The 24,300-nt window shown below is 64.6% G+C and carries 20 protein-coding genes and 1 pseudogene; 8 read left to right on the forward strand and 13 right to left on the reverse strand.

What is annotated here, in order from left to right:
• Positions 1-45: 45 nt before the first annotated feature.
• Together J2W14_RS16355 and J2W14_RS16360 are read right to left on the reverse strand one after the other, a co-directional pair.
• The gene (locus J2W14_RS16355) at positions 46-1,023 is read right to left on the reverse strand and encodes a hypothetical protein (protein WP_307464451.1); all 978 of its coding nucleotides are present in this window, start codon (positions 1,021-1,023) and stop codon (positions 46-48) included.
• Positions 1,013-1,738 carry a DUF5343 domain-containing protein gene (locus tag J2W14_RS16360; protein WP_307464453.1) on the reverse strand — a complete coding sequence of 242 codons (726 nt, stop codon included), beginning with the start codon at positions 1,736-1,738 and terminating at the stop codon, positions 1,013-1,015. The genes J2W14_RS16355 and J2W14_RS16360 overlap by 11 nt, the downstream gene beginning before the upstream one ends.
• 1,006 nt (positions 1,739-2,744) lie before the next feature.
• Between J2W14_RS16360 and metH the strand changes: the two genes are divergently transcribed.
• Together metH and J2W14_RS21255 are read left to right on the forward strand one after the other, a co-directional pair.
• Positions 2,745-6,395 carry a methionine synthase gene (metH, locus tag J2W14_RS16365; RefSeq protein WP_307464455.1) on the forward strand — a complete coding sequence of 1,217 codons (3,651 nt, stop codon included), beginning with the start codon at positions 2,745-2,747 and terminating at the stop codon, positions 6,393-6,395.
• Positions 6,396-6,469: 74 nt separating this feature from the next.
• A pseudogene (locus J2W14_RS21255) lies at positions 6,470-6,595 on the forward strand (hypothetical protein); the annotation flags it as partial.
• A 36-nt stretch (positions 6,596-6,631) separates the two neighbouring features.
• Here the strand turns inward: J2W14_RS21255 and J2W14_RS16370 are convergent.
• The 7 genes from J2W14_RS16370 to J2W14_RS16400 form a co-directional block, all read right to left on the reverse strand.
• A complete protein-coding gene (locus tag J2W14_RS16370) occupies positions 6,632-7,456 on the reverse strand; it encodes an alpha/beta fold hydrolase (protein WP_307464457.1) in 825 nt (274 codons plus the stop codon).
• 339 nt (positions 7,457-7,795) lie between these two features.
• Complete coding sequence (locus J2W14_RS16375) at positions 7,796-10,660, reverse strand: ATP-binding cassette domain-containing protein (RefSeq protein ID WP_307464459.1); 2,865 nt, start codon at positions 10,658-10,660, stop codon at positions 7,796-7,798.
• The gene (locus J2W14_RS16380) at positions 10,657-11,214 is read right to left on the reverse strand and encodes a hypothetical protein (protein WP_307464461.1); all 558 of its coding nucleotides are present in this window, start codon (positions 11,212-11,214) and stop codon (positions 10,657-10,659) included. Before J2W14_RS16380 ends, J2W14_RS16375 begins: the two co-directional genes overlap by 4 nt.
• A gap of 162 nt (positions 11,215-11,376) precedes the next feature.
• Positions 11,377-11,667, reverse strand: a complete 291-nt coding sequence (locus tag J2W14_RS16385) for a hypothetical protein (RefSeq protein WP_307464463.1) — start codon at positions 11,665-11,667, stop codon at positions 11,377-11,379.
• A gap of 56 nt (positions 11,668-11,723) precedes the next feature.
• On the reverse strand, positions 11,724-12,491 hold the full coding sequence (locus J2W14_RS16390; protein WP_307464465.1) for an SCO1664 family protein: 768 nt from the start codon (positions 12,489-12,491) through the stop codon (positions 11,724-11,726).
• Complete coding sequence (locus J2W14_RS16395) at positions 12,491-13,045, reverse strand: DUF3090 domain-containing protein (RefSeq protein ID WP_307464467.1); 555 nt, start codon at positions 13,043-13,045, stop codon at positions 12,491-12,493. The genes J2W14_RS16390 and J2W14_RS16395 overlap by 1 nt, the downstream gene beginning before the upstream one ends.
• 24 nt (positions 13,046-13,069) lie before the next feature.
• Positions 13,070-13,762 (reverse strand): histidine phosphatase family protein, encoded by a 693-nt coding sequence (locus tag J2W14_RS16400; protein WP_307464470.1) that lies wholly within the window; start codon positions 13,760-13,762, stop codon positions 13,070-13,072.
• Positions 13,763-14,121: 359 nt separating this feature from the next.
• On the opposite strand from J2W14_RS16400, the gene J2W14_RS16405 reads away from it, so the two are divergent.
• From J2W14_RS16405 to J2W14_RS16420, 4 genes are read left to right on the forward strand one after another with little or no spacing between them, the layout of a single operon-like run.
• A complete protein-coding gene (locus J2W14_RS16405; RefSeq protein ID WP_307464471.1) occupies positions 14,122-14,298 on the forward strand; it encodes a hypothetical protein in 177 nt (58 codons plus the stop codon).
• Positions 14,285-15,490, forward strand: a complete 1,206-nt coding sequence (locus J2W14_RS16410; protein ID WP_307464473.1) for a cupin domain-containing protein — start codon at positions 14,285-14,287, stop codon at positions 15,488-15,490. Before J2W14_RS16405 ends, J2W14_RS16410 begins: the two co-directional genes overlap by 14 nt.
• Before the next feature lie 10 nt (positions 15,491-15,500).
• On the forward strand, positions 15,501-16,409 hold the full coding sequence (locus tag J2W14_RS16415; RefSeq protein ID WP_307464475.1) for a sucrase ferredoxin: 909 nt from the start codon (positions 15,501-15,503) through the stop codon (positions 16,407-16,409).
• The gene (locus J2W14_RS16420) at positions 16,406-16,885 is read left to right on the forward strand and encodes a GNAT family N-acetyltransferase (RefSeq protein WP_307464476.1); all 480 of its coding nucleotides are present in this window, start codon (positions 16,406-16,408) and stop codon (positions 16,883-16,885) included. Before J2W14_RS16415 ends, J2W14_RS16420 begins: the two co-directional genes overlap by 4 nt.
• Before the next feature lie 117 nt (positions 16,886-17,002).
• Here the strand turns inward: J2W14_RS16420 and J2W14_RS16425 are convergent, their stop codons facing one another.
• Positions 17,003-18,877, reverse strand: coding sequence for a Na+/H+ antiporter (locus tag J2W14_RS16425; protein ID WP_307464477.1), 1,875 nt, complete (start codon positions 18,875-18,877; stop codon positions 17,003-17,005).
• Positions 18,878-19,107: 230 nt separating this feature from the next.
• Here J2W14_RS16425 and J2W14_RS16430 point away from each other — a divergent pair, with 230 nt between their 5' ends.
• Complete coding sequence (locus J2W14_RS16430; RefSeq protein ID WP_307464479.1) at positions 19,108-19,413, forward strand: hypothetical protein; 306 nt, start codon at positions 19,108-19,110, stop codon at positions 19,411-19,413.
• 205 nt (positions 19,414-19,618) lie between these two features.
• Here the strand turns inward: J2W14_RS16430 and J2W14_RS16435 are convergent, their stop codons facing one another.
• Both J2W14_RS16435 and J2W14_RS16440 read right to left on the reverse strand, forming a co-directional pair.
• Positions 19,619-20,287 carry a hypothetical protein gene (locus tag J2W14_RS16435; protein ID WP_307464481.1) on the reverse strand — a complete coding sequence of 223 codons (669 nt, stop codon included), beginning with the start codon at positions 20,285-20,287 and terminating at the stop codon, positions 19,619-19,621.
• The gene (locus J2W14_RS16440; protein ID WP_307464483.1) at positions 20,284-21,375 is read right to left on the reverse strand and encodes a type I restriction endonuclease; all 1,092 of its coding nucleotides are present in this window, start codon (positions 21,373-21,375) and stop codon (positions 20,284-20,286) included. The genes J2W14_RS16435 and J2W14_RS16440 overlap by 4 nt, the downstream gene beginning before the upstream one ends.
• A gap of 329 nt (positions 21,376-21,704) precedes the next feature.
• On the opposite strand from J2W14_RS16440, the gene J2W14_RS16445 reads away from it, so the two are divergent.
• The gene (locus J2W14_RS16445) at positions 21,705-22,550 is read left to right on the forward strand and encodes an aldo/keto reductase (RefSeq protein WP_307464485.1); all 846 of its coding nucleotides are present in this window, start codon (positions 21,705-21,707) and stop codon (positions 22,548-22,550) included.
• A 5-nt stretch (positions 22,551-22,555) separates the two neighbouring features.
• On the opposite strand, the gene J2W14_RS16450 is transcribed toward J2W14_RS16445, so the two are convergent.
• A complete protein-coding gene (locus J2W14_RS16450; protein ID WP_307464486.1) occupies positions 22,556-24,184 on the reverse strand; it encodes an APC family permease in 1,629 nt (542 codons plus the stop codon).
• Between the last annotated feature and the right edge of the window lie 116 nt (positions 24,185-24,300).

Consider the following 24,300-nt stretch of genomic DNA (forward strand, 5'->3'; position numbering starts at 1 on the left):
GTGCTGGTGCAGACGACGCTGGAATCACGTTGCGGAGTGGCTCGCCTATCCTTCCAGCTCCTGCAGCTGCTGCCGTATTTTGGACATCTTCTTAAGGACCTTCGTGGTGTCTGCATGACCTAGCTTGAGCTCAGCGGACAGGAAGTCGTACTCCTGCTTGAGGTTCTCCGGGTCAGCAGGTGGTTCGTGTGGCGACACCAGTCGAGGCGACATGGCCCGGGAGGGGGAGAGGGCGTCGCTTGCGAGCTGGCGCGGGGCTCTCCGGACTGCGGGCGAGAGCACTGGCACGTTGCCAAGTGGAGGTTTCACGTAGTAGGGCTGGTTTGTCAGCGTCCGGAGAAGATCAGTGAATGTTTCCGGCTTGTTGACGTCAACGTGAAACCTTTGAAAACGAGCCATGTCATGTGGAATGTCGCTCGCACCCTTGCTGGCTAGGACGACAATCTTTAGCTTGTTCTGCAGGGAATCCTGATTCGTATTGAAGATGCCCTTGAGTGTGTCTGCTTCAACGGCCACGCCGGCACCAACGTTGGGCTTGTTCGTCCCGCTCCATCGTTCGGCCCATGCCTTCGTCATGGCAACTAGGACGTACTCTGATTCCTCTACCGCCTTTTGACCAAATCGGGTCCAGTCCGCCAACTTGTCATGCGAATAGAACAGGTCGACGTCGGCATCAATCCCGTTATGGCGGAGCACCAGGGCGAAGTCCATTACTTCGGTTTCCCAAGCGGCAGTCTCTTTCGTGTTCCAGCTTTCGTCTTTGTGTGCCCAGCTCACAAGTACTTTCAAGGATTTGGATACGGCTGTGGTTGTCAGCGATGGCTCTTTTTCTGAACGGGCACGACCTTCGACCCCTTCGTCGTGTTGGACGTTGCGTACGAAAGAAGGAGCCTCAGAAACAGTGGGGGGCGCTGTGATGGGTTCAAGAGTCGTGGTGATCTTCGGTTCAGACATGTTCGACAAATCTGTCTGAATGAGTTGAACTGCCTGCAGCACGTTCTTGAAGGCGTCTTTACCGTCCATAGAGGTGCTTTGCCATGCTCGCAAAAATGGAGTCGATTTGCTCCGGAGTTGCGGCGGGATCAATATGAACCTGCATGTCGATGTGCAAGCTCGGCCCATCCTGGTGCCTAGGTTTAGCGGGTGCGTGTGTTGGGTGGGCCTCGGTCGATGCATGTTCTGTCTGGCTTAGGACCGGTGAATCAATAGCAGTTGTGCTCGCCTTCGCTGGCTTAGCATCAGATCCGGGCGCTACTTTGGCCCTGGGCTTTCGCGGGGCTGATGGCTTTGGTTTTTCTTCGTCTTTAAGGGGTTCGGCAGCGAGAAGATTAAGATAAAACTTTGCTTGTGCCTTGGCTGAGGCTTCGCCGGATTTTGAGTGGCGCATGAACCACTGCGCTACCTTGACGGGATCCGAATTCGGGTCACTGAATACCTCTCTAAGCTCCAGAGGATAGGTATCAGCGATGATCTTTTCGCATACAGCAGGATATGAATCTTCGAACCTAAAGTCATGCGCGAGGTCGGTTGGCACCCCCGCAACATCGATGAGACCGATGTTGCGCAATTGGGGCATTATGTTCTGCACAGCCTTTTCCGACCAGTCGAGTGCGGATGCGAGGCTGTTGTTTGTGACTTTCGATGGCCAGGCGACTTTCTGGTAAGTCCGCCGCAGTTTAGCCCACGCAGTCAAAGACATGTAGGGAAACTTCTTCTGCTCAATTACTTCGTCGGCCACAGCCACCCCTTCTATCAACGACGTCGACTCCAGCGGGGTGCTCTGTATTGCTTGTTCTCACAGCTGCTGTTGCAGCGCTCGTTTCCCCCGGTGTATCACCCTGAACACGCGAGTGACGAAACACACCATATCTGCGGACAAGTAGTCAGCCCAAGCGACACGCTTGTATTACTGGATCATGAGGCCTCGAGAGCGACCAGGCGAACAGCATGGCGTTGTTCATGCGCTAGCCCCGCCGATCTTCAGCCCCAAAAGTGGGTTGCAGCTTTCGCGGCCATCTTGGCTGGAGGCCCGGTTGGGGACTACCTCACGCGGGTGGTCAGCGGAACTGTTCCGTCTGGTCATAGCTGTCACACTGGTCGGTGGGAGCGTCTCAATCACGCTCGGCGTATTGGCGCGTTCCTAGGGAATGTTTGTGGGAAATCGAGGCGCAGCAGGAATAGCACTTTGGCCGACAGGCACCCGCTCGAGCGGCGACATCTGAGAACCGTCGTCCTCTTTATTGGTTGACGCTTCAGTCAGCTCTGCGTCAAGGACGTTGGCCGCTGATTGTGCATTCCATGGGGTTTAGGCCGAGCGATGAGGGTGTTAGCGCGGTTAACGGGCGTCGTTGTTGAACCAAAGACCGGCAGGTTCAAGCCAAAAGAAATGGGGAGCTAGCTGAACTTCTTGATATCCGCCATCAACGGCCCTGTGAAGTTTCCGTGGAACGCCATGACCGTAGGGATCCTCGATTCAAGTAACGGGGATGCGCGCTTGGCTAACCCAGTGGTTGCCTCGGCCAACTAGCCTCTCGGAGTCATCGGTAGGCTCGCCGATGACCTGAGCGTCGAGTTCCCGGACATCAACGTCTGGGCTCGTTGTTTGGTTAGGGACGCTTCCTTCGACTAGTAGTTGAAGACCCGGGCAATGAGTGACGCGTAGGGCCCACCGCCGGCGACCACCCGCCGTCGTAGTACATGGACACACAGCGCACCGCACAGGGCCCCGCCCGTAGTCTGTTTAGATGCCTCGTTTTGCGCTCGATATTGACTCCGTCCCCCGCCCCGTCCGTTCGCAGGAACTGCTGGATGCGGTGAACCATCGGGTCGTGATTGCCGACGGGGCGATGGGCACCATGCTGCAGGACCGGGAACTGTCGCTCGAGGACGATTTCCTGGGCCTGGAGGGTTGCAACGAGATCCTCAACGCCACGCGGCCCGATGTCCTCGCGGACATTCACGACGCGTACTTCGCTGTGGGAGTCGACGCGGTCGAAACCAATACCTTCGGTGCGAACTGGTCAAACCTCTCCGACTACGGCATCGACGACCGGATTGAAGAGCTCGCCCGGAAGGGCGCGGAGATCGCCCGCGAGCGAGCTGAGGCGGCAGAGAAAACAGACGGACGGATGCGCTGGGTCCTGGGCTCGATGGGTCCGGGCACTAAGCTCCCCAGCCTTGGGCACACCAGCTATGACTACCTCAAGCAGACCTTCGCCCTGCAGGCCGGGGGCCTCATCGACGGGGGAGCGGATGCCTTCCTCATCGAAACCAGCCAGGACCTCCTGCAGACCAAAGCCGCGGTCAACGGCTGTAAGCAGGCCATAGTGGCCCGTGGTATCCGGCTCCCCATCTTCGTCGAGGTGACCGTCGAGACCACCGGAACCATGCTTATGGGCTCCGAAATAGGCGCGGCGCTCACCGCGCTCGAGCCGCTCGGCGTCGACGCCATCGGCCTGAACTGCGCCACCGGGCCGGATGAGATGAGCGAGCACCTGCGCCACCTGGCCAAGCAGTCCTCGGTGGCAATCGCCTGCATGCCCAACGCCGGCCTCCCCGTCCTTGGTGCCAACGGCGCGCACTACCCGCTCTCGCCCAGCCAACTCGCCACCGCGCACGAGCAGTTCGTCCGCGAATTCGGCCTGGGCCTGGTGGGCGGCTGTTGCGGTACGACGCCGGCGCACATGGCCGCCGTCGTCGAGCGTCTTGCGCCCTTGCGCGCCAGCGCCGCGGTCACCAGCGGCGGGAGGGGCGCCGACGGCAGCCGCGTTCCCACCGAGCGTGAAGCCGGCATCGCTTCCCTCTACCATCATGTGAATTTCGACCAGGAGTCGGCGTACCTCGCCATTGGCGAGCGGACCAACGCGAACGGTTCGAAGGCGTTCCGCCAGGCGATGCTCGAGGAGCGCTGGGACGATTGCGTCGACATCGCCCGCGCGCAGGTCCGCGTCGGCGCGCACCTGCTCGACGTCTGCATTGACTACGTGGGGCGCGACGGCGTGGCGGACATGAAGGAGATCGTCTCGCGGTTCGCTTCGGCCTCCACGCTCCCGCTCGTCATCGACTCCACCGAACCGCAGGTGCTGCAGGCCGGGCTCGAACACATCGGCGGGCGCCCCGTGATCAACTCCGTCAACTACGAGGACGGCGACGGCCCGGACAGCCGCTTCGGGCGCATCATGCCGCTCGTGAAGGAACACGGCACCGCCGTCATCGCCCTGACCATCGACGAACAGGGCCAGGCACGCACCACCGAGGGCAAGGTGGCCATCGCCTCGCGCCTCATCGATTCCCTGGTGGGTGAATGGGGGATGCGCGTGGAGGACATCATCGTCGACGCCCTGACCTTCCCCATCGCCACCGGCCAGGAAGAAACCCGCCGGGACGGCATCGAAACGATCGAGGCCATCCGCCAGATCACCGCGAAGTACCCCGGCATCCACACCACGCTCGGCGTCTCGAATGTGTCCTTCGGCCTGAATCCGGCAGCGCGCATGGCCCTGAACTCGGTGTTCCTGCACGAGGCAGTGCAGGCGGGCCTGTCCAGCGGCATTATCGACGCGGCCAAGATCGTGCCGCTCGCGTCATTGCCGGAGGAGCAGCGCAAGGTGGCCCTGGACCTGGTCTGGGACCGCCGCGAATACGACGCCGACGGCAACGTTACGTACGACCCCCTGAACAGCATGCTGGACCTGTTCGCCGGCGTCGACACCGCAGCGCTGAAGGACCAGCGCGCGGCGGAACTTGCGGCGCTGCCCACCGGCGAACGCCTGGCCCGGCGCATCATCGACGGCGAGGGCAAGGGCCTTGAAGAGGACCTCGACCTCGCGCGCAGCGAGGGCATGACCCCGCTCGCCATCATCAACGACCAGCTGCTCGAGGGCATGAAGGTGGTGGGCGAGCGCTTCGGCGCCGGCGAGATGCAGCTGCCGTTCGTGCTGCAGTCCGCCGAGGTGATGAAGACCGCGGTGGCTTTGCTTGAGCCGCACATGGAGAAATCGGATTCCTCGGGCAAGGGCACCATGGTGATCGCCACGGTGCGCGGCGACGTGCACGACATCGGCAAGAACCTGGTGGACATCATCCTCACCAACAACGGCTACAAAGTCATCAACATCGGCATCAAGCAGGGGATCGCCGAGATCATGGCCGCGGCCGAGGAGCACGACGCGGACGTGATCGGCATGTCCGGGCTGCTCGTGAAGTCCACCGTTGTGATGAAGGAGAACCTCGCCGAACTGCAGTCCCGCGGGCTCGCGAAAAAGTGGCCCATCATCCTCGGCGGCGCAGCCCTGACCCGCGCCTACGTGGAGCAGGACCTGGCGGAGCAGTTTGAAGGAACCGTCAGGTACGCCAAGGACGCCTTCGAGGGCCTGGCACTGATGGAACCGCTGGTGCAGGTGGCCCGCGGCGCCGACCCGGCCACCGTCGGCCTTCCGCCGCTGAAGAAGCGGATCCATAAAGGCGGCCCGAAGTTCACGGTGACCGAGCCGGAGGCGATGCCCGGCCGGTCCGACGTCGCCTCCGACAACCACGTGCCGTCGCCGCCGTTCTGGGGCACACGCATTGTGCGCGGCGTCGCGCTCCACGACTACGCCACGTTCCTCGACGAACGCGCCACCTTCATGGGGCAGTGGGGGCTCAAGCCCGGCCGCGGCGAGGACGGCGCCTCCTATGAGGAACTGGTGGAACGCGAGGGCCGGCCGCGCCTGCGGTACTGGCTGGACCGCATCCTCGGCGAGGGAATGCTCGACGCGTCCGTCGCGTACGGCTACTTCCCGGTGGTCTCCGAGGGGGAACAGGTGGTGGTGCTGCACCACGGGGAGGACCGCGACGGCGTCCTCGGCACCGCGGGACTGCTCGCCCCCGATGGCGGCTCAGGCGGCCCGATCGGCACCGAGCGGCTGCGCTTCAACTTCCCGCGCCAGCGCCGCGATCGGCACCTGTGCCTCGCCGACTTCGTCCGCTCGCGCGAATCGGGACAGATCGACGTGCTTCCGGTGCAGCTGGTCACCGCCGGCTCGAAGATAGACGAGGTGACGTCCGAGCTCTTCGCCGGCAACCACTACCGCGACTACTACGAACTCAACGGCCTGGTCATGCAGCTCACCGAAGCACTCGCGGAATTCTGGCATGCCCGCATCCGCTCGGAGCTGGGCTTCGCTTCCGAGGAGCCGAAGGACAAGGCCGGCCTGTTCAAGCTCGACTACCGCGGTGCGCGGTTCTCGCTCGGATACCCCGCGTGCCCGGACATGGAGGACCGCCGCAAGGTCACCGAACTGCTGAAGCCCGAGCGGATGGGCGTGGTCCTGAGCGATGAGCTGATGCTGCACCCCGAGCAGTCCACCGACGCGTTCGTGTTCCACCACCCGGAGGCGAAGTACTTCAAGGTGTGAGTTGCAGTCTGAATCGGCCAATGTCTTGACGCCCAAATTCTGGGCGAACGTAATGCTGCCACGCGTCAGGTTTAAACGCCCTGGGCGGAATGACACGCGGCAGGGCGGTCGCTGGCCCCATCGCCTGCGGGGGAGTCGTTGTCAATCAAGGCGATCTCATCACCGCCGACGACGACGGCGTGGCCGTTATTCACGGGTAACGAGGGCTTTTGGAACACCCGTGCCGGCGGCGCCTGTCACGAGCGGTTGTCGAGGTAGGCCAGAATCGCCCCGGCCGTTTCCTCCGGAGCGCTGACGTGGGGGCAGTGCCCGGTGGCCTGAAGCTGCACCAGGGTGCTGTGTTCCAGATTCTTGTGCAGGTAGGCGCCCACTTCCGGCGGGGCGAGCCGATCGTCGGAGCACTGCAGAATCAGGCAGCCGGTGCGCAACTTTTTCAGTTCAGGGCGGGTGTCGGAAAAGAAAGTTACTCCGGCGAAGTGCCGTGCGATGGTCGGATTTGTCCGGCAGAAGCTGACGCGCAGGTCCTCCGCTAATTCCGGCTCCTGCGGATTGCCCATAACCATGGGCGCCACGGCCGCGGCCCAAGCGAAATAGTTGCTGTCCAGAGCTGCCAGCAGGCCCTCGATGTCTTCCCGTGAAAACCCGCCCACGTAGCCGTCGTACGGGTCATCCGTATGTCGGGGCGAAGGAGCAAGCAGGACCAGGTGGGAGAAACGGTTGGGGTCCTGCACTGCGGCGATCACGGCGATCATCGTGCTGACACTGTGGCCCACCAGGATGACGTCCTGAAGTTCAAGGGCGGCGCAAATCTCCAGCAGATCCGACGCGTACCCATTTAGGGACCCGTATTTCTCCCAGTCATAGGCGCTGATGTCGGAGTGCCCTGCACCAACATGATCAAAAAGCACCAGCCGGTAATCATCAACGAAATAGGGCAGCAGCTTCCGCCACATAGCCTGATCGCAGCCAAAACCGTGGGCGAATATCATCACAGGCCCATCATCCCGGCCGAGTATGGTGACATTGTTCCGGCCGATTACCGCAGCAACTGCTTCGATCACATTCTCACTGACCCTCGCGTAGGGTGATTTCCTGTCCCAGACTATAAAAAATCCTAGGGATCCTCCCAGTATGACCTTCACTACCGCCTGCCCCGGGCCCACGCGGCCGGGCTGCTGCACAGCCGCCAGGAAAACGGCCTAGCCCACCGCCGCATTCCGCCACCTTTCCCGCGAAGGAGTCAAGTACTAACCGTGAGGCAGTACCGGATTTCAGCGCTCGACGGCGGCATCAGTTGGCCAAGGTGGGTCGCAGCCCCCCCGAGATCGAAGTTCGCGAGTAGCGCCTAGAGGTTCCGTCGATGGATCAGGGACGGTATGAGGCCCGGGTGTCGGGTAACCTCAAACCCCGATTCGAAGTTGGTCCCTGGACTGGGCGGGTTGGGCCTGTAAACCCTGCCCGCCTACGCTGGAGACCGGCTTTACCCGCCGGAGTGCGGCGAGGATGGCCCGCCCCACCACAGCGATTCCGATGACCGTGGTGACGGCACGCAGGGTGTCCCAGCCCGCCGTCGAAGTCACCAGCGAGTAGAGCAGGAAGCTGCTGAGGTTGGTGGCCAGCGGCGCGCCGGGCAGGTAAGAGATGCCGGTGCCGGCGCCCACCGCGAAGGGCCAGAACCACAGGTTCGTCAGCAGGCCGAACAGGTAGGACGCCAGGACGCCGTAGCCGCCCAGCATCCACAGCTCGGCCTTGCCCCGCACCCCGCGGGGGAGCAGGCCGGCCCCCGCACCCACCCACGCACAGGCGAAGATCTGGAACGGCGTCCACGGCCCGATGCCACCCCACAAGGCACTTGAGAGGGCGATGGTGGCGGCGCCGAGGAGCATGCCGAAACGGGGACCGAAGGCCCGGCCGGCCAGGATCAGCAGGATAAACACTGCCTCCACGCCCCCGACGCCGGTGCTCGCCACCCGCACCGCGGAACCCACTGCGGCCAGAACGCCGAGCAACGCCACCGTGTGTGCGGAGCGGACCGAGCCGTCCATTGACACGACGACGGCGATGGCGGCGAGCGGCGCGATGGCCAGCGCGGCGTAGGGGAGGGCCGCGGCGGCATCCTCCGGGAAGGCCGCGGCGAGCAGCGGCCAGCAGAACGCTGCGAGGGCCAACACGTTTGCCGCTGCGAGAACTGCGAGCTCGACGCTCCGCGGCATCCGGATGCGGCGCTGCCTTGCCGGGCTCTGGGTGTGTGTTTGTTCGATGAGCCGTGGCCTCGGTCCGGCATTTGCCTGCCGGGCAGGAGGGAGTTCTGACTCCGGCGTATGGGCCGCCGCGGAGGAAGGCGCGACGCCGTCACGCATCGGGAGGATCCGGGCACCGAGTCCGTGGGCAAAGTCGAGGTCATGCGTGGCGATCAGGACCGCCGCGCCGGAGTCCGCTGCCGCCCGCAACGCCGCCGACACTGCTGCGCGCGCAGCAGGATCGAGTCCTCGGGTGGGCTCATCGATCAGGAGTACCTGGGGGTCGTCCATGGTCTGCAGCGCGATGGCAAGGATCCTGCGTTCTCCTGCCGAGAGATCCCGAGGATGCTCGTGCCCGATGGGAATGCGGACCTCTCCCCGCAGGCGGGCCAGGTGTGCCGCCGCGGGCCTCGGGGGAATCTGGTCATTGCGCCGGTCCTGGTGACGCCCGGCGCGAGCCTGACGTGCAGCACGAGCCTGGCGCCGCTCTGCTGCGCGGAGCTCTCCCGCCACCGTATCCCTCGTGAAGAGGTCGTCCGAGGCGTCCGGCACGAGGGCGACCCGTCCGCCGTCAACCGTGCGGCCGTTGACGGTTCCTTCACCGAGGGCGAGCGCCACCAGGAGGGACGACTTTCCGGCGCCGTTCGGACCCACGAGGGCCACCACCTCACCGCGGTGCAGGGTCAGGGATGCCTCGCGCACGAGTGGCTTGCCCTTGCGGTGCACCGCGAGATTTGCCGCAGTCAGCACGGGCGCCCGCTTCGCTGGCTCCGCCGTCGTTGGACGGGCAAAGGCAGGGGATGAAGGCGCGGATGGCGCGGCACCCGGCACCAGGGCGCCGTCGTCGATGGTCCACCACGAATCGGCCACCGGTATGAGCTGCGCAGCCCGGTGCTCCGCCACGATGACGCAGACACCGCCATCGCGGGCGAGATCGTTGAGGACAGCGATGACGTGCCGCCGAGCTGCTGTGTCGAGGTCCGCCAGGGGCTCATCCACCAGGAGCAGTGCCGGATGCTCCACCACCGCGGCGGCGATGGCCACGAGCGTTGCCTCACCCGCCGAGAGGGTGCTGACATTCCGGTCCAGCAGCGCCGACACTCCGATACGCTCCGCGACCTCCAGCACCCGGACCTTGGCGGTCCCGGATGCCATGCCGCGCAGCTCAAGTGCGAGGGAGATTTCGTCCCGGACCCGGGTGCTGGCGAATGCTGCGCGGGGATTCTGCAGTACGACGCCGACGAGGCGGGCGGTGTCGCGGGGCGGCGTGGTGGCACGGTCCGTGCCGGCGACGCGGACGGTGCCGGAAATTTCTCCACCGTCTACGTGGGAGAGGAGGCCGGCGATGCCCCGCAGGATGGTGGATTTGCCGGAGCCCGTTGGCCCGGTTATGACAGTTATGGACCCGCTCGGCGGCGTGAAATCTGTGACGCGGAGCTGCGCGTCGCCGATGCGGAAGTGTGCGTCCCGGACGAGGACCGGTGGTTCGGTGCCTTGGCCGTGCTGGTGTGTCGCCGGGCTCCCGAAGCCGCGCAGCTCCAGGGCCGCGGCGACCCGGCCCGCGTGTTCAAGGGTGCGCTCGAGCACCGGCACCAGGGCGCGGGGTCCGAAGCGTTCGCCCCGCAGCCGGAACGCCAGGCGGACGGAGGTCACGGCGTCGGCAAGCGCCGGAAGCGCCGCCCACGCCACCACAAGCGTCCGGGCCAGGCCCTGCATGGGGCCGCCGCGGGCCAGGTGCACGAAGCCGCGGGCCACGTCCACCCAGGCGTTGAGCAGGCCGAAGGCGAGGAACATCCCGGCAATCGGCAGGGCGGACAGGACAGCCGCCCACAGCCCGGGCGCCGTAACGGGACCGAGGAGGACCACGTGGGCGTACGGGGCAGGCAGCCGGATCGCCGGCAGGTCGAGCAGCACCGGTTCGCCGATGCCCGCCCCGTTGAAGAGGATGCGGTAGATGACCCGCGCCGCGATGAAGACGACGGCGAGGACCGCCGCCGCGCGTAACGGCGCGGGTCGAAAGGTCATGCCGCGGGGGCGGCCGGTTCGCCGTCGACCGTGTAGAGCAGTTCCAGGCTCTCGCCCGGGCTCACCTGCAAGGTGGCTAGGCCTTCCTGCGCGTACGCCCAGTCACCGGAGGCCGGCTTAACCCAGAGCGCCCAGTAGGCAAAGGCGGCGGGCATCTTGCTGCATTCTTCCCGGTACGTGCCTCCCTTGTGGGCGATGTCGAGGTCTGCGGCGGGCACACCGTTCACACGGCACACCAGTTCGTTGGGATATTCGGCAGTGCCTTCGGTTTTCACCTTTGCCTCGTCGAGCACCTTGGAAGCGGGCGACGGCCCGTCCACGGTCACGCAAACGGAGGTATCAGCGGCGGCCTGCTTCAGGGAGCCCGAATCGACGATGACCTTCACACCGGCGCAGGGCTCGGAGGCGGCACTGGATGAAGATGCTGCCGTAGACGCCGGGGCAGCGGTGGTTGGCTGGGTGGCGGCAGGCGTGGAACAGCCGGCGAGGGTAAGCAGGAGACCGGCGGCGGCGAGGGAGCTCGCGGCGGCGGTGCGGATCTTAGTCAAAGTCACGTGTCAAGGGTAGGGCGTTGCTGATCCGGATGCGGAGGCCGTCGCGTTGTGTGACGTTAGGTCTCGAGGTGGCCAACGTCGCTACCCGCAGGCTCTTTATGGTCGAACACCTTGGCATTGGAGACAGCGTCGGTAGCTTCGTGCCCGTTAACCGCTGATGCTCTAGCCGTTCATAGGTCCCACGGCGTGAACGTTTTCCGACCCCGGACCCGTGAGCTTGACAGTGCACCGGACAACGAGCCGGTCCGGGGCGTTTTCGACGTCAACCAGCGTTTCTCCTGCCTGGAGGACCGCATAGCTTTCCTCGCCGTCTTGCACCTTGAAACCTCGTCTGGCGGCGTCCTGGGTTGCGTTCTTCAGAGCCTCGCGGCGGAGCTCGTCCATGTATCCGGGTTCATCCGCGCGGGCGGCGTCGCCAAAGGCCCATCCGAAAAGCGTCCCGGTTTGTTCCATGAAGTTGAGTTTACGCATGAAGGTGGAAGCCTGTGGAGCCCGTAGCCGTAAGTCCCTTAGAACAGCGGCCAGGGCACCGCCGACATCTCACCGCTCGGAGCCGGAAACCGCCCTGCCAAGCGCAACCGGGCGCAGCGCGCGGCGAGCGATGCGATTTCTTCGGCGCTGAGCAAGTCCGCCAGGTTTCTGCCCAGCCCCCCGTGCAGTCCGTCGCTGACACGATCGATGCCGTCGCGTTCCTCGGCGGTCAGAGCGTCTCCCAGCCATCCCCACAGCACCGTGCGCAGCTTGTGGTCACGGTGAAAGGTGAGCCCGTGGTCCACGCCGTGCCGGTGTCCGTCCGTCATGGCAAGAATGTGGTCGCCTTTGCGGTCGGCGTTGTTGACGACTATGTCGAACACCGCCATGCGTCTGAGCGCTGGGGAGTCTTCGTGAACGAGGGCGACCATCCGTCCGTTCTCATCTCGTCCCTTGAGAACGTGTTTCCAGCCCGTCTCCGGCATGTGGTCCGTCGCGACCAGGTCCACGGCACTTTGGGCGGGGTCTTGCTCCTGCCAGCGCTGCACCATTCCTTCGCCCATCGGACCATCGCGCAGCCAGGTCTGCGGCACGACGTCCCAGCCCAAGACCTGCGAGACCAGGTAGGCGGCCACCTCCCGGTGAGCCAGGGTGCCGTGGGGAAAATCCCACAGCGGACTTTCGCCTGCTATCGGCTTGTAGACGACCACCACGTCGCCGATGCTGCCCAGAAACGTGGCGTTTGAAGCCGTTGTGATGCGGCCGGTGAGTGTCAGCTCGGCGGTCGCCAGGTCCGGCGCTGGCATCAGACCTCGGGAAGGGTGCAGATGTGCCCGTCAGCGTCTATGGGGTAACCGCAGAGCGGGCACGTCGGACGCCCGGCGCCCACGATCTCCCGGGTGCGCTTGGCGAAGGCGCGGGCGGTGCCGACCGGCATTCGCACCAGCAGCATTTCCGGCTCGTTAGCGCCGTCCTCATCAAGCGATTCGTCGTTGTCATCGGCATCGGCCTCGGTGATGGGGTGGGCCTCCAGTACGACCTGGGCCGTGGTTGGGTCCCAGCCTAAGCTCATGGCGCCGGTGCGAAACTGCTCCTGAACGGCCTCGAGCTGGTCATTGTCGACAAGTTCAATGGGAGTACTCGTGGGAACGCTGAAGGGGTTGCCCTCGACGGTGATGAGCTGGTCGAGAATTTCATCGATCTTCTCCGCGAGCAGAGCCGACTGCTGCTTCTCCAGGGCAATACTGACGATCTGCGTCCCTGCGCGCACCTGCAGGTAAAACGTGCGCGCCCCCGGAAGGCCAATGGTGCCAACGACGATCCGATCCGGCCAGGCAAACTCATGAACACGTGTAGGCATGTCAGTATTTTAGGCACATGAGGTTCATGGCGCCTTTTGCCCTGCGCCGCCGCCCACCGGCGCATCGCCAGAGTGGATGCCGTTCGACAGCCACGACAGATCACCCGCGTCGGTGTTGGTCGCGTAGACGCTCGGCCGACTGGCGCCGTAGCGCACGATCGATACGGAGGCGGGGCCCACGTTAATTCGCTGGAACAGGTCAAGGTGCATGCCGAGCGCGTCGGCGAGGATTGACTTGATGATGTCACCGTGACTCACCGCCACCCACACGGCCCCTGGCCCGTACTCGGCTTCGAAGGCTGCATCGTGGCGCCGAATCGCTGCCACCGACCGGGCCTGCATCCCGGCCATGGATTCACCGCCGGGAAAGACGACGGCGGACGGTTGCGACTGCACAACCGGCCACAAATCCTCGGTCGCGAGATCACTGAGCGCGCGGCCCTGCCACTGGCCGTAATCGCACTCGGTGAGATCGAGCTCGACCGGCGCGTACGGCGTGCCCGCCTGGCGATCGAGGATGAGCTGGGCGGTCTGCTGACAACGCTCAAGAGGGCTCGCCACCACCCCGACTACGGGCACGGCCGCGAGCCGGTCTCCGGTCAGAGCCGCCTGGTCGCGCCCGATCTGGTCCAGTCCGACGCCAACGGCCCGGCCGGCCAGCAGTCCAGTGGCATTGGCTGTGGTGCGGCCGTGCCGCACGAGAATAACTGTCGCCATCCACCCAGCCTAACCACCCGCTCGACGGCGGTGTGAACCGTACCGGGTCGCGCCGGGTTTGGACTTTGCTGACACGGGTGCCGATCGGGCTCTCCCGTATCCGGGCCGGACCCTGCGCCGGTCGAACGGAGGCTGTTCCCAGCGCTGACCCATCTCGATAGGGTGATCACGGGCGGTGTCATGAAAAACTCGCCCGGTTTGGGATCAGGCGCCGACAAAGGGGTCTGATCATGCCATTCGATTCTCGGGAGGAAACATGACGACTAATCCAGAGCAGGAACCAAGCCAGGAAGGCCCGGCGGACGGTGGTGCGGCCGGCATCCCCGGCGCCCAGGATGGCGGTGCCGACGGGGGCGCCGATGGCGGTGCCGATGGTGGCGCTGACGGGGGTGCCGATGGTGGCGCCGATGGCGGTGCCGATGGCGGGGCTGATGGCGGTGCCGATGGCGGTGCTGATGGCGGCGCTGACGGCGGTGCTGATGGCGGCGCTGACGGCGGTGCCGAGCAGCGAAGCAGCTAAGTTTGAGCACTTCTAGGAACGACTTTCAGGGCCCCGATGCCGTTGATGGCACCGGGGTTCTGGAAACGCGCCTGATTGACATTGGCCGTGAAAGGTTCGCCAGTGACGTCTGGGGGTCCACAGCGCTGCTCACACGCGGTGTTAGCAACTTCTCTGATCTGTTCTCAGCTGAGGCGGTCGACGAACTGATCTCGCGCCGCGGACTGCGCACACCCTTCCTGCGCGTCGCCAAGGGCGGCTCCACATTGCCCGACTCTTCCTTCACCTCCCCGGCCGGCGCGGGCGCCAGTATCCCGGACCAGCTCGACGACACCGCGCTCTGGCGGCAATTCGCTGACGGGGCCACGCTGGTCCTGCAAGCGCTGCACCGCACGTGGGAGCCGATTTCGGACTTCAGCACCAGGCTCAGCACCGAGCTGGGACATCCGGTGCAGGCCAACGCGTACATCACTCCGCCCCAGAACCGTGGATTCGATGATCACTATGATGTCCACGACGTCTTCGTGCTGCAGATCGAGGGGACCAAGCGCTGGATCATCCACGAGCCCGTCCTTGTCGACCCGCTGCGCACTCAGCCCTGGACGGACCGTCGCTCCGCCGTCGCCGAGGCCGCGAAGGACAAGGCCTACATCGACACTGTGCTCGAGCCAGGTGATGCCCTCTACCTGCCGCGTGGCTGGTTGCACGCCGCTGAAGCCCAGGGCAAAGTCTCCATTCACCTCACGCTTGGCATCCACAACTGGACCCGCTACGCGTTGGCCGAACACCTCGCGCAGACCGCGCTGGCAAAGCTCTGCGACGACCCCGAGATGCGCCGCACCCTGCCACTGGGCGTAGACGGACTGGATGGGGAAATCGCCACCATCCGCGAGCGTCTCGCCGCCGCCGTCTCGGAGAGTGACCCCACGTCCGTGTTCCGCCGCGCCGCGCGGGGACAGGGACGCCCGGCACCGCTGGGGCCGGTGGCCCAGCTCGCGGCCGTCGATGGTCTCGGACCCCGGTCGCTGGTGAAACTTCGGGGTGCACTGGACGCACGGCTCGATGGCTCGCGCCTGATCACTCGCGTGGGTTGGCTCGACTTCCCCGAAACAGATTTACCCTCTGTAACGCGCCTGCTCGGCGGAGCTGTTCACACCGCGACCGATCTCGGCGTCGAACTCGTCGACAGACTGATGCGCGCCGGGGTTCTCGTTCCCGTTGACCAGTAACCTCGCCGCCATGGCCGCCACGGAACGTTTCTTCTGCGCAGAACGCGCCCAGCTTCGCGGCGACTCGATGGCAGGGACAGCCTCGCACGGCTTGGTTTGGGTCCTCATCGAGTACCGGGGAGGGTGGCCGCCCAACGGCTTCGACGGCCTTGATGTTGACCCTGAGACCAAAGCCTTGGTTCTCTCGGCCGCGCAAACCGCCCGCGCGCGGGTGCTGCTGGTGGAGCGGCCCGGCCGCCGCCGGCGCGAGGGCCCCAGCAGTTGGGCCGTACTGAGCCATCAAAAGTCCGGTGCCTATCTTCAACAATGGGGAACATGGAGCCATGATAAGGACCTCGCGGAAATTGCCACCGCTCTTACCTCCCCCGGAAAGCCAGGCCTTCCACCAGTCATCCTGGTCTGCACTCATGGTCCGCACGACCCTTGCTGCGCCGTGTGGGGACGGCCCGTGGGACGTGCACTGAGTCAGCACTGGCCTGAGCTGGTCTGGGAGTGCAGCCACGTCGGCGGGGACAGATTCGCAGCCAACGCCGTCGTTGCCCCCGACGGCGTGTACTACGGCGGACTCGACGCCCAGTCCGCTGTCACAACGATCGAGGACCACCTCGCCGGCCGTATCCGCGCAGATTATCTGCGCGGATATACGGACCTCTTCCCGCCACAACAGACCGCCGTCGCGGCCGCGCTCAAACTATTCGGCCCCGCCGGCCGGCATGATTATCAGATCGCCGAGACCTTGCGTGACGGTGACCAGTGGCGGATCCACCTCACCGGCCGCGCGCCTCACCCTGCGCATATCGACGTCGAACTGCAGTCCAGCCGGACGCCGCCTGGTCAGCTGACCTGCCGAGGTCCGGCTACGGGCTCGGTCGTCGTCTACGAACTCATTTCCATCCGGACGGATTTGGGGAAACCATGACTTCCGATGATGCGGCGGGCGACCTGACGCCCCGGCGGGCCACGACGGCCGAGGCCGCCGTCGTTGCCCAAATGCTTCATGATTTCAACACCGAGTTCTCGACGCCGACCCCGGACGTTCACGAGCTTCAATCGCGGTTGACGCAGCTCCTGGCGGGGGATGACGTGGTGGTCCTGCTGATCGGCGAACCGGCGAGCGGTGTTGCTGTGCTGAGTTTCCGGCCCAACGTCTGGTATCGAGGGCCGGTCGCGATCCTCGACGAACTCTACGTCCGTCCGGAGCTGCGCGGTCACCGCCTCGGCAGTGCACTCCTGGACGCGGCACTCGACCTGGTACGCGACCGGGGCGGTGCACTCATGGAGATCAACGTCGATGGCGAGGACACCGATGCGCGCCGCTTCTACGAAGCGCACGGGTTCACCAACACCGAACCCAACCAGACAGACCCGATGCTGTACTACTACCGAGAGCTCTGAACCGGGCAGTTGTGCGCCACGGAGAAAAACCATGGGAAGCATCGACGTTGGGAGTGCGGGACGTTGCCCCGTCCGGGCACGGGAGTCGTCGGTCTGCGCGGACTCCAGCACCTGCCGTCATCCCAGCAGATCGTCCTGATAGCACCAGCGCCAGTCTTCGCCCGGCTCGATGCTCCGCATGACCGGGTGCCCGGTGGCTTCGAAGTGCCTCGAGGCGTGGCTTCCGGGTGAGGAATCACAGCACCCCACTTTGCCGCACGCCAGGCACATCCGCAGGTGCACCGTCGTCGTGCCTTCCCTCCGGCAGTTCGCGCAGAAGGGGTCCCCGGGCACCTCCGGAGACCGGGCCGACTCGAGGTGGGCACATACCCCGCCCGGCCTCGCGATCCCTTCCCCGCCCCCCTCGCCGGACGTGTCCACCTCGTCCAGCGCCATGTCCAGCATGGATTCCTCAACATCCAGCTGGTCCAGCACACCACTGATGACCTCGTGCGCGTATTCGCCGCTTCGCCTCAGTTCCAGTACTTTGGCCCTTTCCGCTTCCAGCATGGCCAGCCGCAGCCAGGCGTAACGCGCGCTGGGGGTCGCCGTTTCCGCCAACGGGCGGCCGAGCCGTTCCCAAGCAGCCAGCCCGCGCTCCTGGGTGCGCCGTTTCAGCATGGCCACCACCTCCGGCGGATCGTTCTCTGTCCGCAGCTCCTGCAGGCGTGCCACGCCCGCAACCGTGGCCAGCTGCACCAGCGAAGCCTGGTTCAGCGCGTCTTCGCGCGGGTCTGGGCCTTGCACCTTCAGGAGCCGGACCAGCCACGGAAGAGTGAACCCCTGCAGCGTCAGCGTGCCGCCCACCACCACCAGGGCGGCCAGGATCAGCACCGAACGGTGCTCCAGGTCTGTGGGCAGCACCAGCACCGCCGCCAGGGTGACCACTCCTCGCATCCCCGCCCAGGAGACAATCGCCGCGTATTGCCACGGCGGCGCCGGGTCATTCCGCCGCACGGCCGGAATCAGGCGGGGCAGGTACGTCGCCGGGAAAACCCACACCGGCCGGAGCACCAGCACCGCCAGCAGGATCAGGGCGCAGCCGGCCCAGATCCGCCCGGCGCCCAGGGAGTCGTCTTGGACGCCGTCGATGATGGTCCGCACCTGCAGCCCGATCAGCAGGAATACCGCGTTTTCCAGCAGGAACTGCACAGTGTTCCAGTTGCTGCGCTGGCTCAGCCGGGCGGCGCCGTTGGGCATTGAGGGCGCCTTGGTGCCCATTATCAGCCCGGTGACGACGACGGCGAGGACGCCGGACGCGTGGATCGCCTCCGCGGGAAGGTATGCGACGAGCGGGGCTATCAACGACGTCGACGTGTTAATGGCGACGTTCCGGGTCCGCTTGCGGAGCTCGGTCAGCACGTAGGCGGCTGCCATGCCCACCACTACCCCGCCCCCGGCCGCGAGCAGGAAGTCCGCGGCGATCCCCGTCAAGGACACTGACCCCGAGATGGCGGCGATGGCAGCGCGAAGGCAGATCAGGGCGGTGGCGTCGTTGACCAAGGATTCGCCCTCCAAGATGGTGACGATCCTGCGTGGCATCCTCACCTTCCTCGCGATGGCGGTCGCCGCCACAGCATCCGGGGGCGCCACGACCGCGCCGAGAGCGATGGCGGCAGCCAGCGGGATTTCCGGGAACAACCACCAGACAACAAAGCCCACTGCGAAGGTTCCGAAGATGACATACCCCACCGAGAGCAGTCCGATGTCACGGCGGTTGGAGCTGAAATCGAAGAGCGAAGTCCGCAGCGCCGCGGCGTACAGCAACGGCGGCAACAGTCCCACAAGGACCACTTCAGGGTTCAGCTCAATGGGCGGAACGAAGGGGAGGAAGGACCCCGCCACGCCGGCCAACACCAGCAGCAGTGGTACTGAAATGTTGAGCTTTCTGCCCAGCGCGCTGCCGGCGCAGACCACAGCGACGAGAACCAGGAGTCCCAGCGCGATGTCCATTGGGACATTGTCTCAGTTGGAGGAAAAGGTGCCTGGGCCAACCAGGCATCTTCTGCGGCCTACGCCACGCCCCTCGCCCGGGCGGAGAGCAGTACTTTGACCACCGGCGGAGCGTCCCGGGGTGGTGGCCGCGGACCACGCCGTGGCGGGCAAGGCCGCCCTCCTGCCCTACCGGGATGACGCTGGACGGCCTATCGTGATCCTGGCACAGCCCGAGGAAAGGAATGACGATGTTCACTCTGCAGATTGGCTATCAGGTCCGGGACTACGGGGCATGGAAGAAAGTCTTCGACAGCGATCCCGCAGGCCGCGCCGCGTCGGGCGCCCGGTCCGTCCGGGTATTCCGGGATGCGGAGGACCAGAACAGCGTCGCCGTGTTCCTGGACTTCGACACCAAGGACGCTGCGACCGTCTTTCTGGAACGGCTACGCAGCCAGGTGTGGGACAAACCGGAGGTGATAGGGCAGTTGGTGTCCGCATCGCCGACAGCCAGGACTCTGGAGGAAGTGGCCCGCGAGGGCCAGGGCGCCGGCTGACGACTGAGAATCCCGCGGTCCTCGCCGGGTGAGTTAACTGCAACTTCGTGCGAGGCCAGCAGGACCGTTGTCCCGGATCGGTTTCCCGCCGGCGCCATCCTCGCCTCCGACGGCGGCTGGTCGGCGTTGTAGGGGAGCGGCACCAAACAGAAGCGGGCGACTGCGGGAAGTTCCCGCCCTCGCCCGCTATCCTGCTCGCTGTGGCTCAGGGAAATTCCGGCATGCCCTTCAGTCCTGTTGTGCTGGCGTAGCTCCAAATGGCGTGGTCGAGTTCCTTCTGCCCCTTGTTGAGCTTCTCGGCAGCCTTCTTGACGAGGGCGCCGGCAAATTCAGAAGGTACCCGCCGCCCGACTGCGCGCCCTACAAATTCAGTGATCCATGTGTCTGCCTTCACGCCGTCATGGCTCAGAAGCATGGTGAAGTATTCCCACGTTACGGGGCCGAGGCCCGACACTTCTGTGTACTGAGCCCTGTGATGAGCGTCGTCGGGCCTAAGGTGCGCTGGCTCGGTGACACCAATGGCAACGAAGCGCTTGGCCGCTTCCACGATGGCAAAAGCCTTGGTCTTTCCTGCATGCACTTTCTGGCGATTCAGAATCCTTTCGAGTGCAATCGGGTCCTGGGACGCCAAGTACCGCATCCTCTCTGAATCGGTGATGTGCTCCGAGTGCTTCTCGTATCGGAGAACGGCACCCCGGGCTCCGGTCCACGACCCGTCGCTGCGTGGTCTGCCATACCGGAAACGGATCGACATGACCGCATCGACTAATGCCGAATCCATGCGCTTATAACCGCCGGGCCATTTCTTCCACGGTGTCGCAATGGCCGAGATTGCGATGAGGAGTCGGTCGAGCTCGTGATCAGACGCACTCACAGGTAGCTCTTTACGCTCGCGCGGAGGGCTTCAGTGTGCTCGTAGATCTCTTCCAGCGAGTTAATAGGCACCCGCGTCTCTTCTTTGCTGTCGTCGAAGATGCCGATGTATTTCTGTGTGCGGTTGAAGTGCAAGCGCGCGATTGGCTTGCGGTTATTGTCGTCCAGCAGCACCGCGAAGTAAGACTTGGCGTCCCTCTGAACCACGCGAGCCGGCTTGACCTCGCTGCAGACGATAGCGCGGACGATCTGGTACCCCTCGATTTCCTCCAACGTAGTTTCCAGGCCGTCGGCCTCGGCCAGGTCCGCTTCGGCCACCGGGGCGCTGGTAACGCTGGCCGCCAATGTCGCGTCGTCGTTTGGCGGGAAGGCCGGGGCGCCGAGGGCTTTCTTTAGTCGCTCGTTCACCTGGTCGTTCAGGAACTGCCTGGACGCTTTGGTCACCAACGCGGTGAACTGCTCCCGCACCTTCTGGGTGTAGGGACCCGGATACACCCGGCCGGTAAGGAACTTGATCCACTCGTCCTCCGGCTCCTTGAATTGTGCTGCCAGGCTCCTCTTGAGTTCACCGATGTATTTGAGTTCGCCGGCCGCGCTGATGATCGAGTCGAGATCGAAGACGTCCTTGGACAGCTTTTTCAGCTCCGGAATGAGGGATTCGTCGATATCGTCCAAATCGAGCACGAGGAACGGCTTGGCGTCCATACGGTTCGGTGCATCGAGGTCAGTGAAGAATTGGTAGACCTCGCCGTTGGTGAGGATTGCGATCCTGGCGTTGGTAACGGCAAAGTACCGGAAGAGCTGAGATGCGTGCTCGATCTTCACTGGCTCCGTGGATTTCTTGCACTCGATCAGGATCTGGACCTCGCCGTCCTTGACGATCGCATAATCGATCTTCTCGCCCTTCTTGAGCCCCACGTCCGCGATGAACTCCGGAACGACTTCCATGGGATTGAAGACGTCATAGCCAAGAATGGTGGAAATGAAGGGCATGACAAAGGCATTCTTTGTTGCTTCTTCTGTTTGGATCACACCTCGCTGTTGACGCACCTTTGCTGCCAACGCGGAAAGTTTCTCTGCAAACTCCATTTGTCCCCCTGAAAATTGATGGTGCTGCCAAATGTAGCGCAGCCCTGTGACGCTTTGACGAAAGTAGCTGTCGAAAGGCGGGATCCCAGTTCGCGGCCGAACGCCTCGGCCCGCTGATGCAGACCACCGTCCCCGACGGCGGCTGGTCCGCACTGTAGGGGAGCGGCACCCCCGCCGGCGGCCAATGGGACAGCCCCGCCGTTGACCGCCGCCATCGGCGGGCCGCGGAGCCCCCGAAACTATTACGGCTTAGCCTGAAGAAACGGGCCCAGAACGATCCGCCTGTGCATTCCGCCCCTCCAGGAAAACCACACAAGGAAGAACTGACGATGTCCAACATTCGTGAAACCCCCATCCCCACCGTGACACTCAACAACGGAGTGCAGATCCCTCAACTCGGCTTCGGCGTTTTCCAGGTCCCGGCCGAGGAGACTCAGCGCATCGTGGAGGATGCCCTGGAAGCCGGTTATCGGCACATCGACACCGCCGCCGCCTACCGGAATGAGTCCGGCGTCGGCGCCGCCATCGCCGCGTCCGGAATTCCGCGCGAGGAAATCTTCGTCACCACCAAACTTCGCAACGGCGAACAGGGCGCAGCGCTCGAGGCGTTCCGGAGCAGCCGCAAGGCCCTCGGCGTCGACTACGTGGATCTGTACCTGATCCACTGGCCCGTGCCGTCCCAGGGACTGTACACCGCGGCGTGGAAGGTCATGGAAAAGCTTTATGCCGGGGACGAGGTCCGCGCCATCGGAGTCTCAAACTTCCTCTCCGAGCATCTGGATACGCTTCTCCAGGCCTCGGATATCGTCCCGGCGGTCAACCAAATCGAAATCCATCCCACCTTCCAGCAGCGAGACCTGGCGGCCAGGAGCCGGTCGCTGGGCATTGCCGTCGAGGCGTACAGTCCCTTGGGACAGGGCGCCGACCTCGGTGCAGCGGCAGTGCAATCCCTGGCAGCCCGGCACGGTGGAACGCCCGCCCAGGTTGTGCTCGCCTGGCACCTCGCCCAAGGAACGATCGTCATCCCGAAGTCTGCCGATGGGGCGCGCATGCGGGAAAACCTGGGGGCCGCGGCGCTCTCGCTCACCCCGGCCGAAGTAGGGGAGATAACGGCGCTGGAGGCAGGCGCCCGAGCCGGCGCCGATCCTGCCGTTGCCGCGCACAGCCAGCTGTAGCCCGTTCACCGGGTTCTGGCTTGGACAGGATCCGGCGCCCATTGGGTGTCAGCCGAAGTCACGGTGTGGGAGGAGCCCGACGACGGATGTGCTGCCACGGCCGCGGCGTGCTCGGCGAGGACGCCGGTCTGGTGCCTGAGCTTGAGGCGGTACATCAGGACACCTGTGACGACGACGGCGCCGACGAAGAGAACTCCGCCCCACTGCAGGTACCACTCGAACGGCGGCACCGAGTTGTAGATCTCCGGCCGCGGCCAGACCAGGTTCAGGGTCATGGCGCCTCCCCAGAGGACGGCGAGGACGTTCACCGGCAGTCCCCACTTGCCCAGGCTGAAACCGGGCTCGGTGTCGTCGTCGGGCAGCGGCCACTCCCTGACCAGGCGCTTCCGCAGCATGGGAACCGTGACCAGCAGGTAGGACAGGTAGATCAGGACAATGCTGATGCTGGAGAGGATCGTGAAGATGGCAGGCTGGGCAACGTTCACGATCAACGGAATGACCGCGATGATGCCGACGACTATGGCCGCCACCGTGGGGGTCTTCCGGCCCGGATGGACCTTGCTGAGCTGGCGGCTGAAGGGCAGATTGTTGTCGCGGGCCATGGCAAACATCATCCGGATGGCAGCGGCGTGCACGGCCAAGGTGCAGACGATCACGGCCACCACGATGCACACCAGGAACGCCTTGCCGAACGGGCCGCCCAGCACGGAGAGCACAATGTAATGCAGGCCGCCGTCAGCAGCGCCGAGCTTCGGGTCGCCCAGGTCAGGGGCGGCGAGGAGTCCGCCGAGCAGGATCAGCCCGCCGAGGACGAAGGATGCGGTGATGGCCCGCAGGATGGCCTTGGGTGCAGTACGCTTCGGATCCATTGTTTCCTCACCGAGGGAGCTGGCGGTATCGAAGCCGTACATGACGTAGCCGGACGCCATGGCACCGATAAGGAACACTCCGAAGAAGCCGAGGTCGTGCCCCTCCCCGTAGCCGGCGGTGTCGAAGAAAACCTCGGGACCCCGCACTACGTGCCAGGCGAGGGCCAGGATGAGCAGCACCGCCGCAAGCAGCTCCACGAACACGCCGATGCTGTTGATCTTGGTCATGAGCTTCACGCCGAAGGCGTTGATGAGGGTGGAGATGCCGATCATGATGCTGGCCAGGAGAACGCCGTTGACCGCGAAATCGTATGGGCCTGTCCCGTCACCGACCAGCTGGAACCCGGACCAGATCTGCGGCAACGTAAGTTGCAGGGCCAGGGCCACAGCCCCCAGCGCCATGATCGAGGAAATCAGCAACAGCCATCCTGCAAGCCAGGCAAACGTGCCGGAGGAAAGCCTTTTGGCCCAGTTATACACCGATCCGGCCACCGGATAACGGCCGGCCAGTTCGGCGAAGCACAGCGCCACCATCAACTGCCCGGCGAAAACGAGCGGCCACGACCACGCGTAGGCAGGTCCTGCCATCGCGAAACCAAAGTAGAACAGCTGAAAAACACCGGTCAGGATGGAAATGTAGCTGACGCCTGCGGCGAAACTGGCGAACTTGCCGATGCTCCGGTCCAGAGTCTGGGCATAGCCGAACTCGTCCATTCCGCTGGTGTCTGTGCTCTTGCCGGGTCCTGCCTTGCTGGGTTTTAGCATGTGAGCTCCTATGTATAAAAGCACGATGGTGATGCCCGCGACCGCCATTGGACGCAGGTGAAATCAACGGCCGGGCGCCAAACTGTGGGCACCTGGCCGATTTCTCCCATTGGTGG

This window comes from Pseudarthrobacter oxydans (genome assembly GCF_030812335.1).
Classification (GTDB): domain Bacteria; phylum Actinomycetota; class Actinomycetes; order Actinomycetales; family Micrococcaceae; genus Arthrobacter; species Arthrobacter oxydans_B.

Coding starts and splice junctions, on each gene's coding strand:
- J2W14_RS16420 (WP_307464476.1), top strand. CDS start 16,406: ATGACTTCCGATGATGCGGCGGGCGACCTGACGCCCCGGCGGGCCACG.
- J2W14_RS16390 (WP_307464465.1), bottom strand. CDS start 12,491: ATGCCAGCGCCGGACCTGGCGACCGCCGAGCTGACACTCACCGGCCGC.
- metH (WP_307464455.1), top strand. CDS start 2,745: ATGCCTCGTTTTGCGCTCGATATTGACTCCGTCCCCCGCCCCGTCCGT.
- J2W14_RS16450 (WP_307464486.1), bottom strand. CDS start 24,184: ATGCTAAAACCCAGCAAGGCAGGACCCGGCAAGAGCACAGACACCAGC.
- J2W14_RS16415 (WP_307464475.1), top strand. CDS start 15,501: ATGGCCGCCACGGAACGTTTCTTCTGCGCAGAACGCGCCCAGCTTCGC.
- J2W14_RS16430 (WP_307464479.1), top strand. CDS start 19,108: ATGTTCACTCTGCAGATTGGCTATCAGGTCCGGGACTACGGGGCATGG.
- J2W14_RS16385 (WP_307464463.1), bottom strand. CDS start 11,667: ATGGAACAAACCGGGACGCTTTTCGGATGGGCCTTTGGCGACGCCGCC.
- J2W14_RS16440 (WP_307464483.1), bottom strand. CDS start 21,375: ATGGAGTTTGCAGAGAAACTTTCCGCGTTGGCAGCAAAGGTGCGTCAA.
- J2W14_RS16400 (WP_307464470.1), bottom strand. CDS start 13,762: ATGGCGACAGTTATTCTCGTGCGGCACGGCCGCACCACAGCCAATGCC.
- J2W14_RS16355 (WP_307464451.1), bottom strand. CDS start 1,023: ATGGACGGTAAAGACGCCTTCAAGAACGTGCTGCAGGCAGTTCAACTC.
- J2W14_RS16405 (WP_307464471.1), top strand. CDS start 14,122: ATGGCGGTGCCGATGGTGGCGCTGACGGGGGTGCCGATGGTGGCGCCG.
- J2W14_RS16445 (WP_307464485.1), top strand. CDS start 21,705: ATGTCCAACATTCGTGAAACCCCCATCCCCACCGTGACACTCAACAAC.
- J2W14_RS16425 (WP_307464477.1), bottom strand. CDS start 18,877: ATGGACATCGCGCTGGGACTCCTGGTTCTCGTCGCTGTGGTCTGCGCC.
- J2W14_RS16395 (WP_307464467.1), bottom strand. CDS start 13,045: ATGCCTACACGTGTTCATGAGTTTGCCTGGCCGGATCGGATCGTCGTT.
- J2W14_RS16375 (WP_307464459.1), bottom strand. CDS start 10,660: ATGACCTTTCGACCCGCGCCGTTACGCGCGGCGGCGGTCCTCGCCGTC.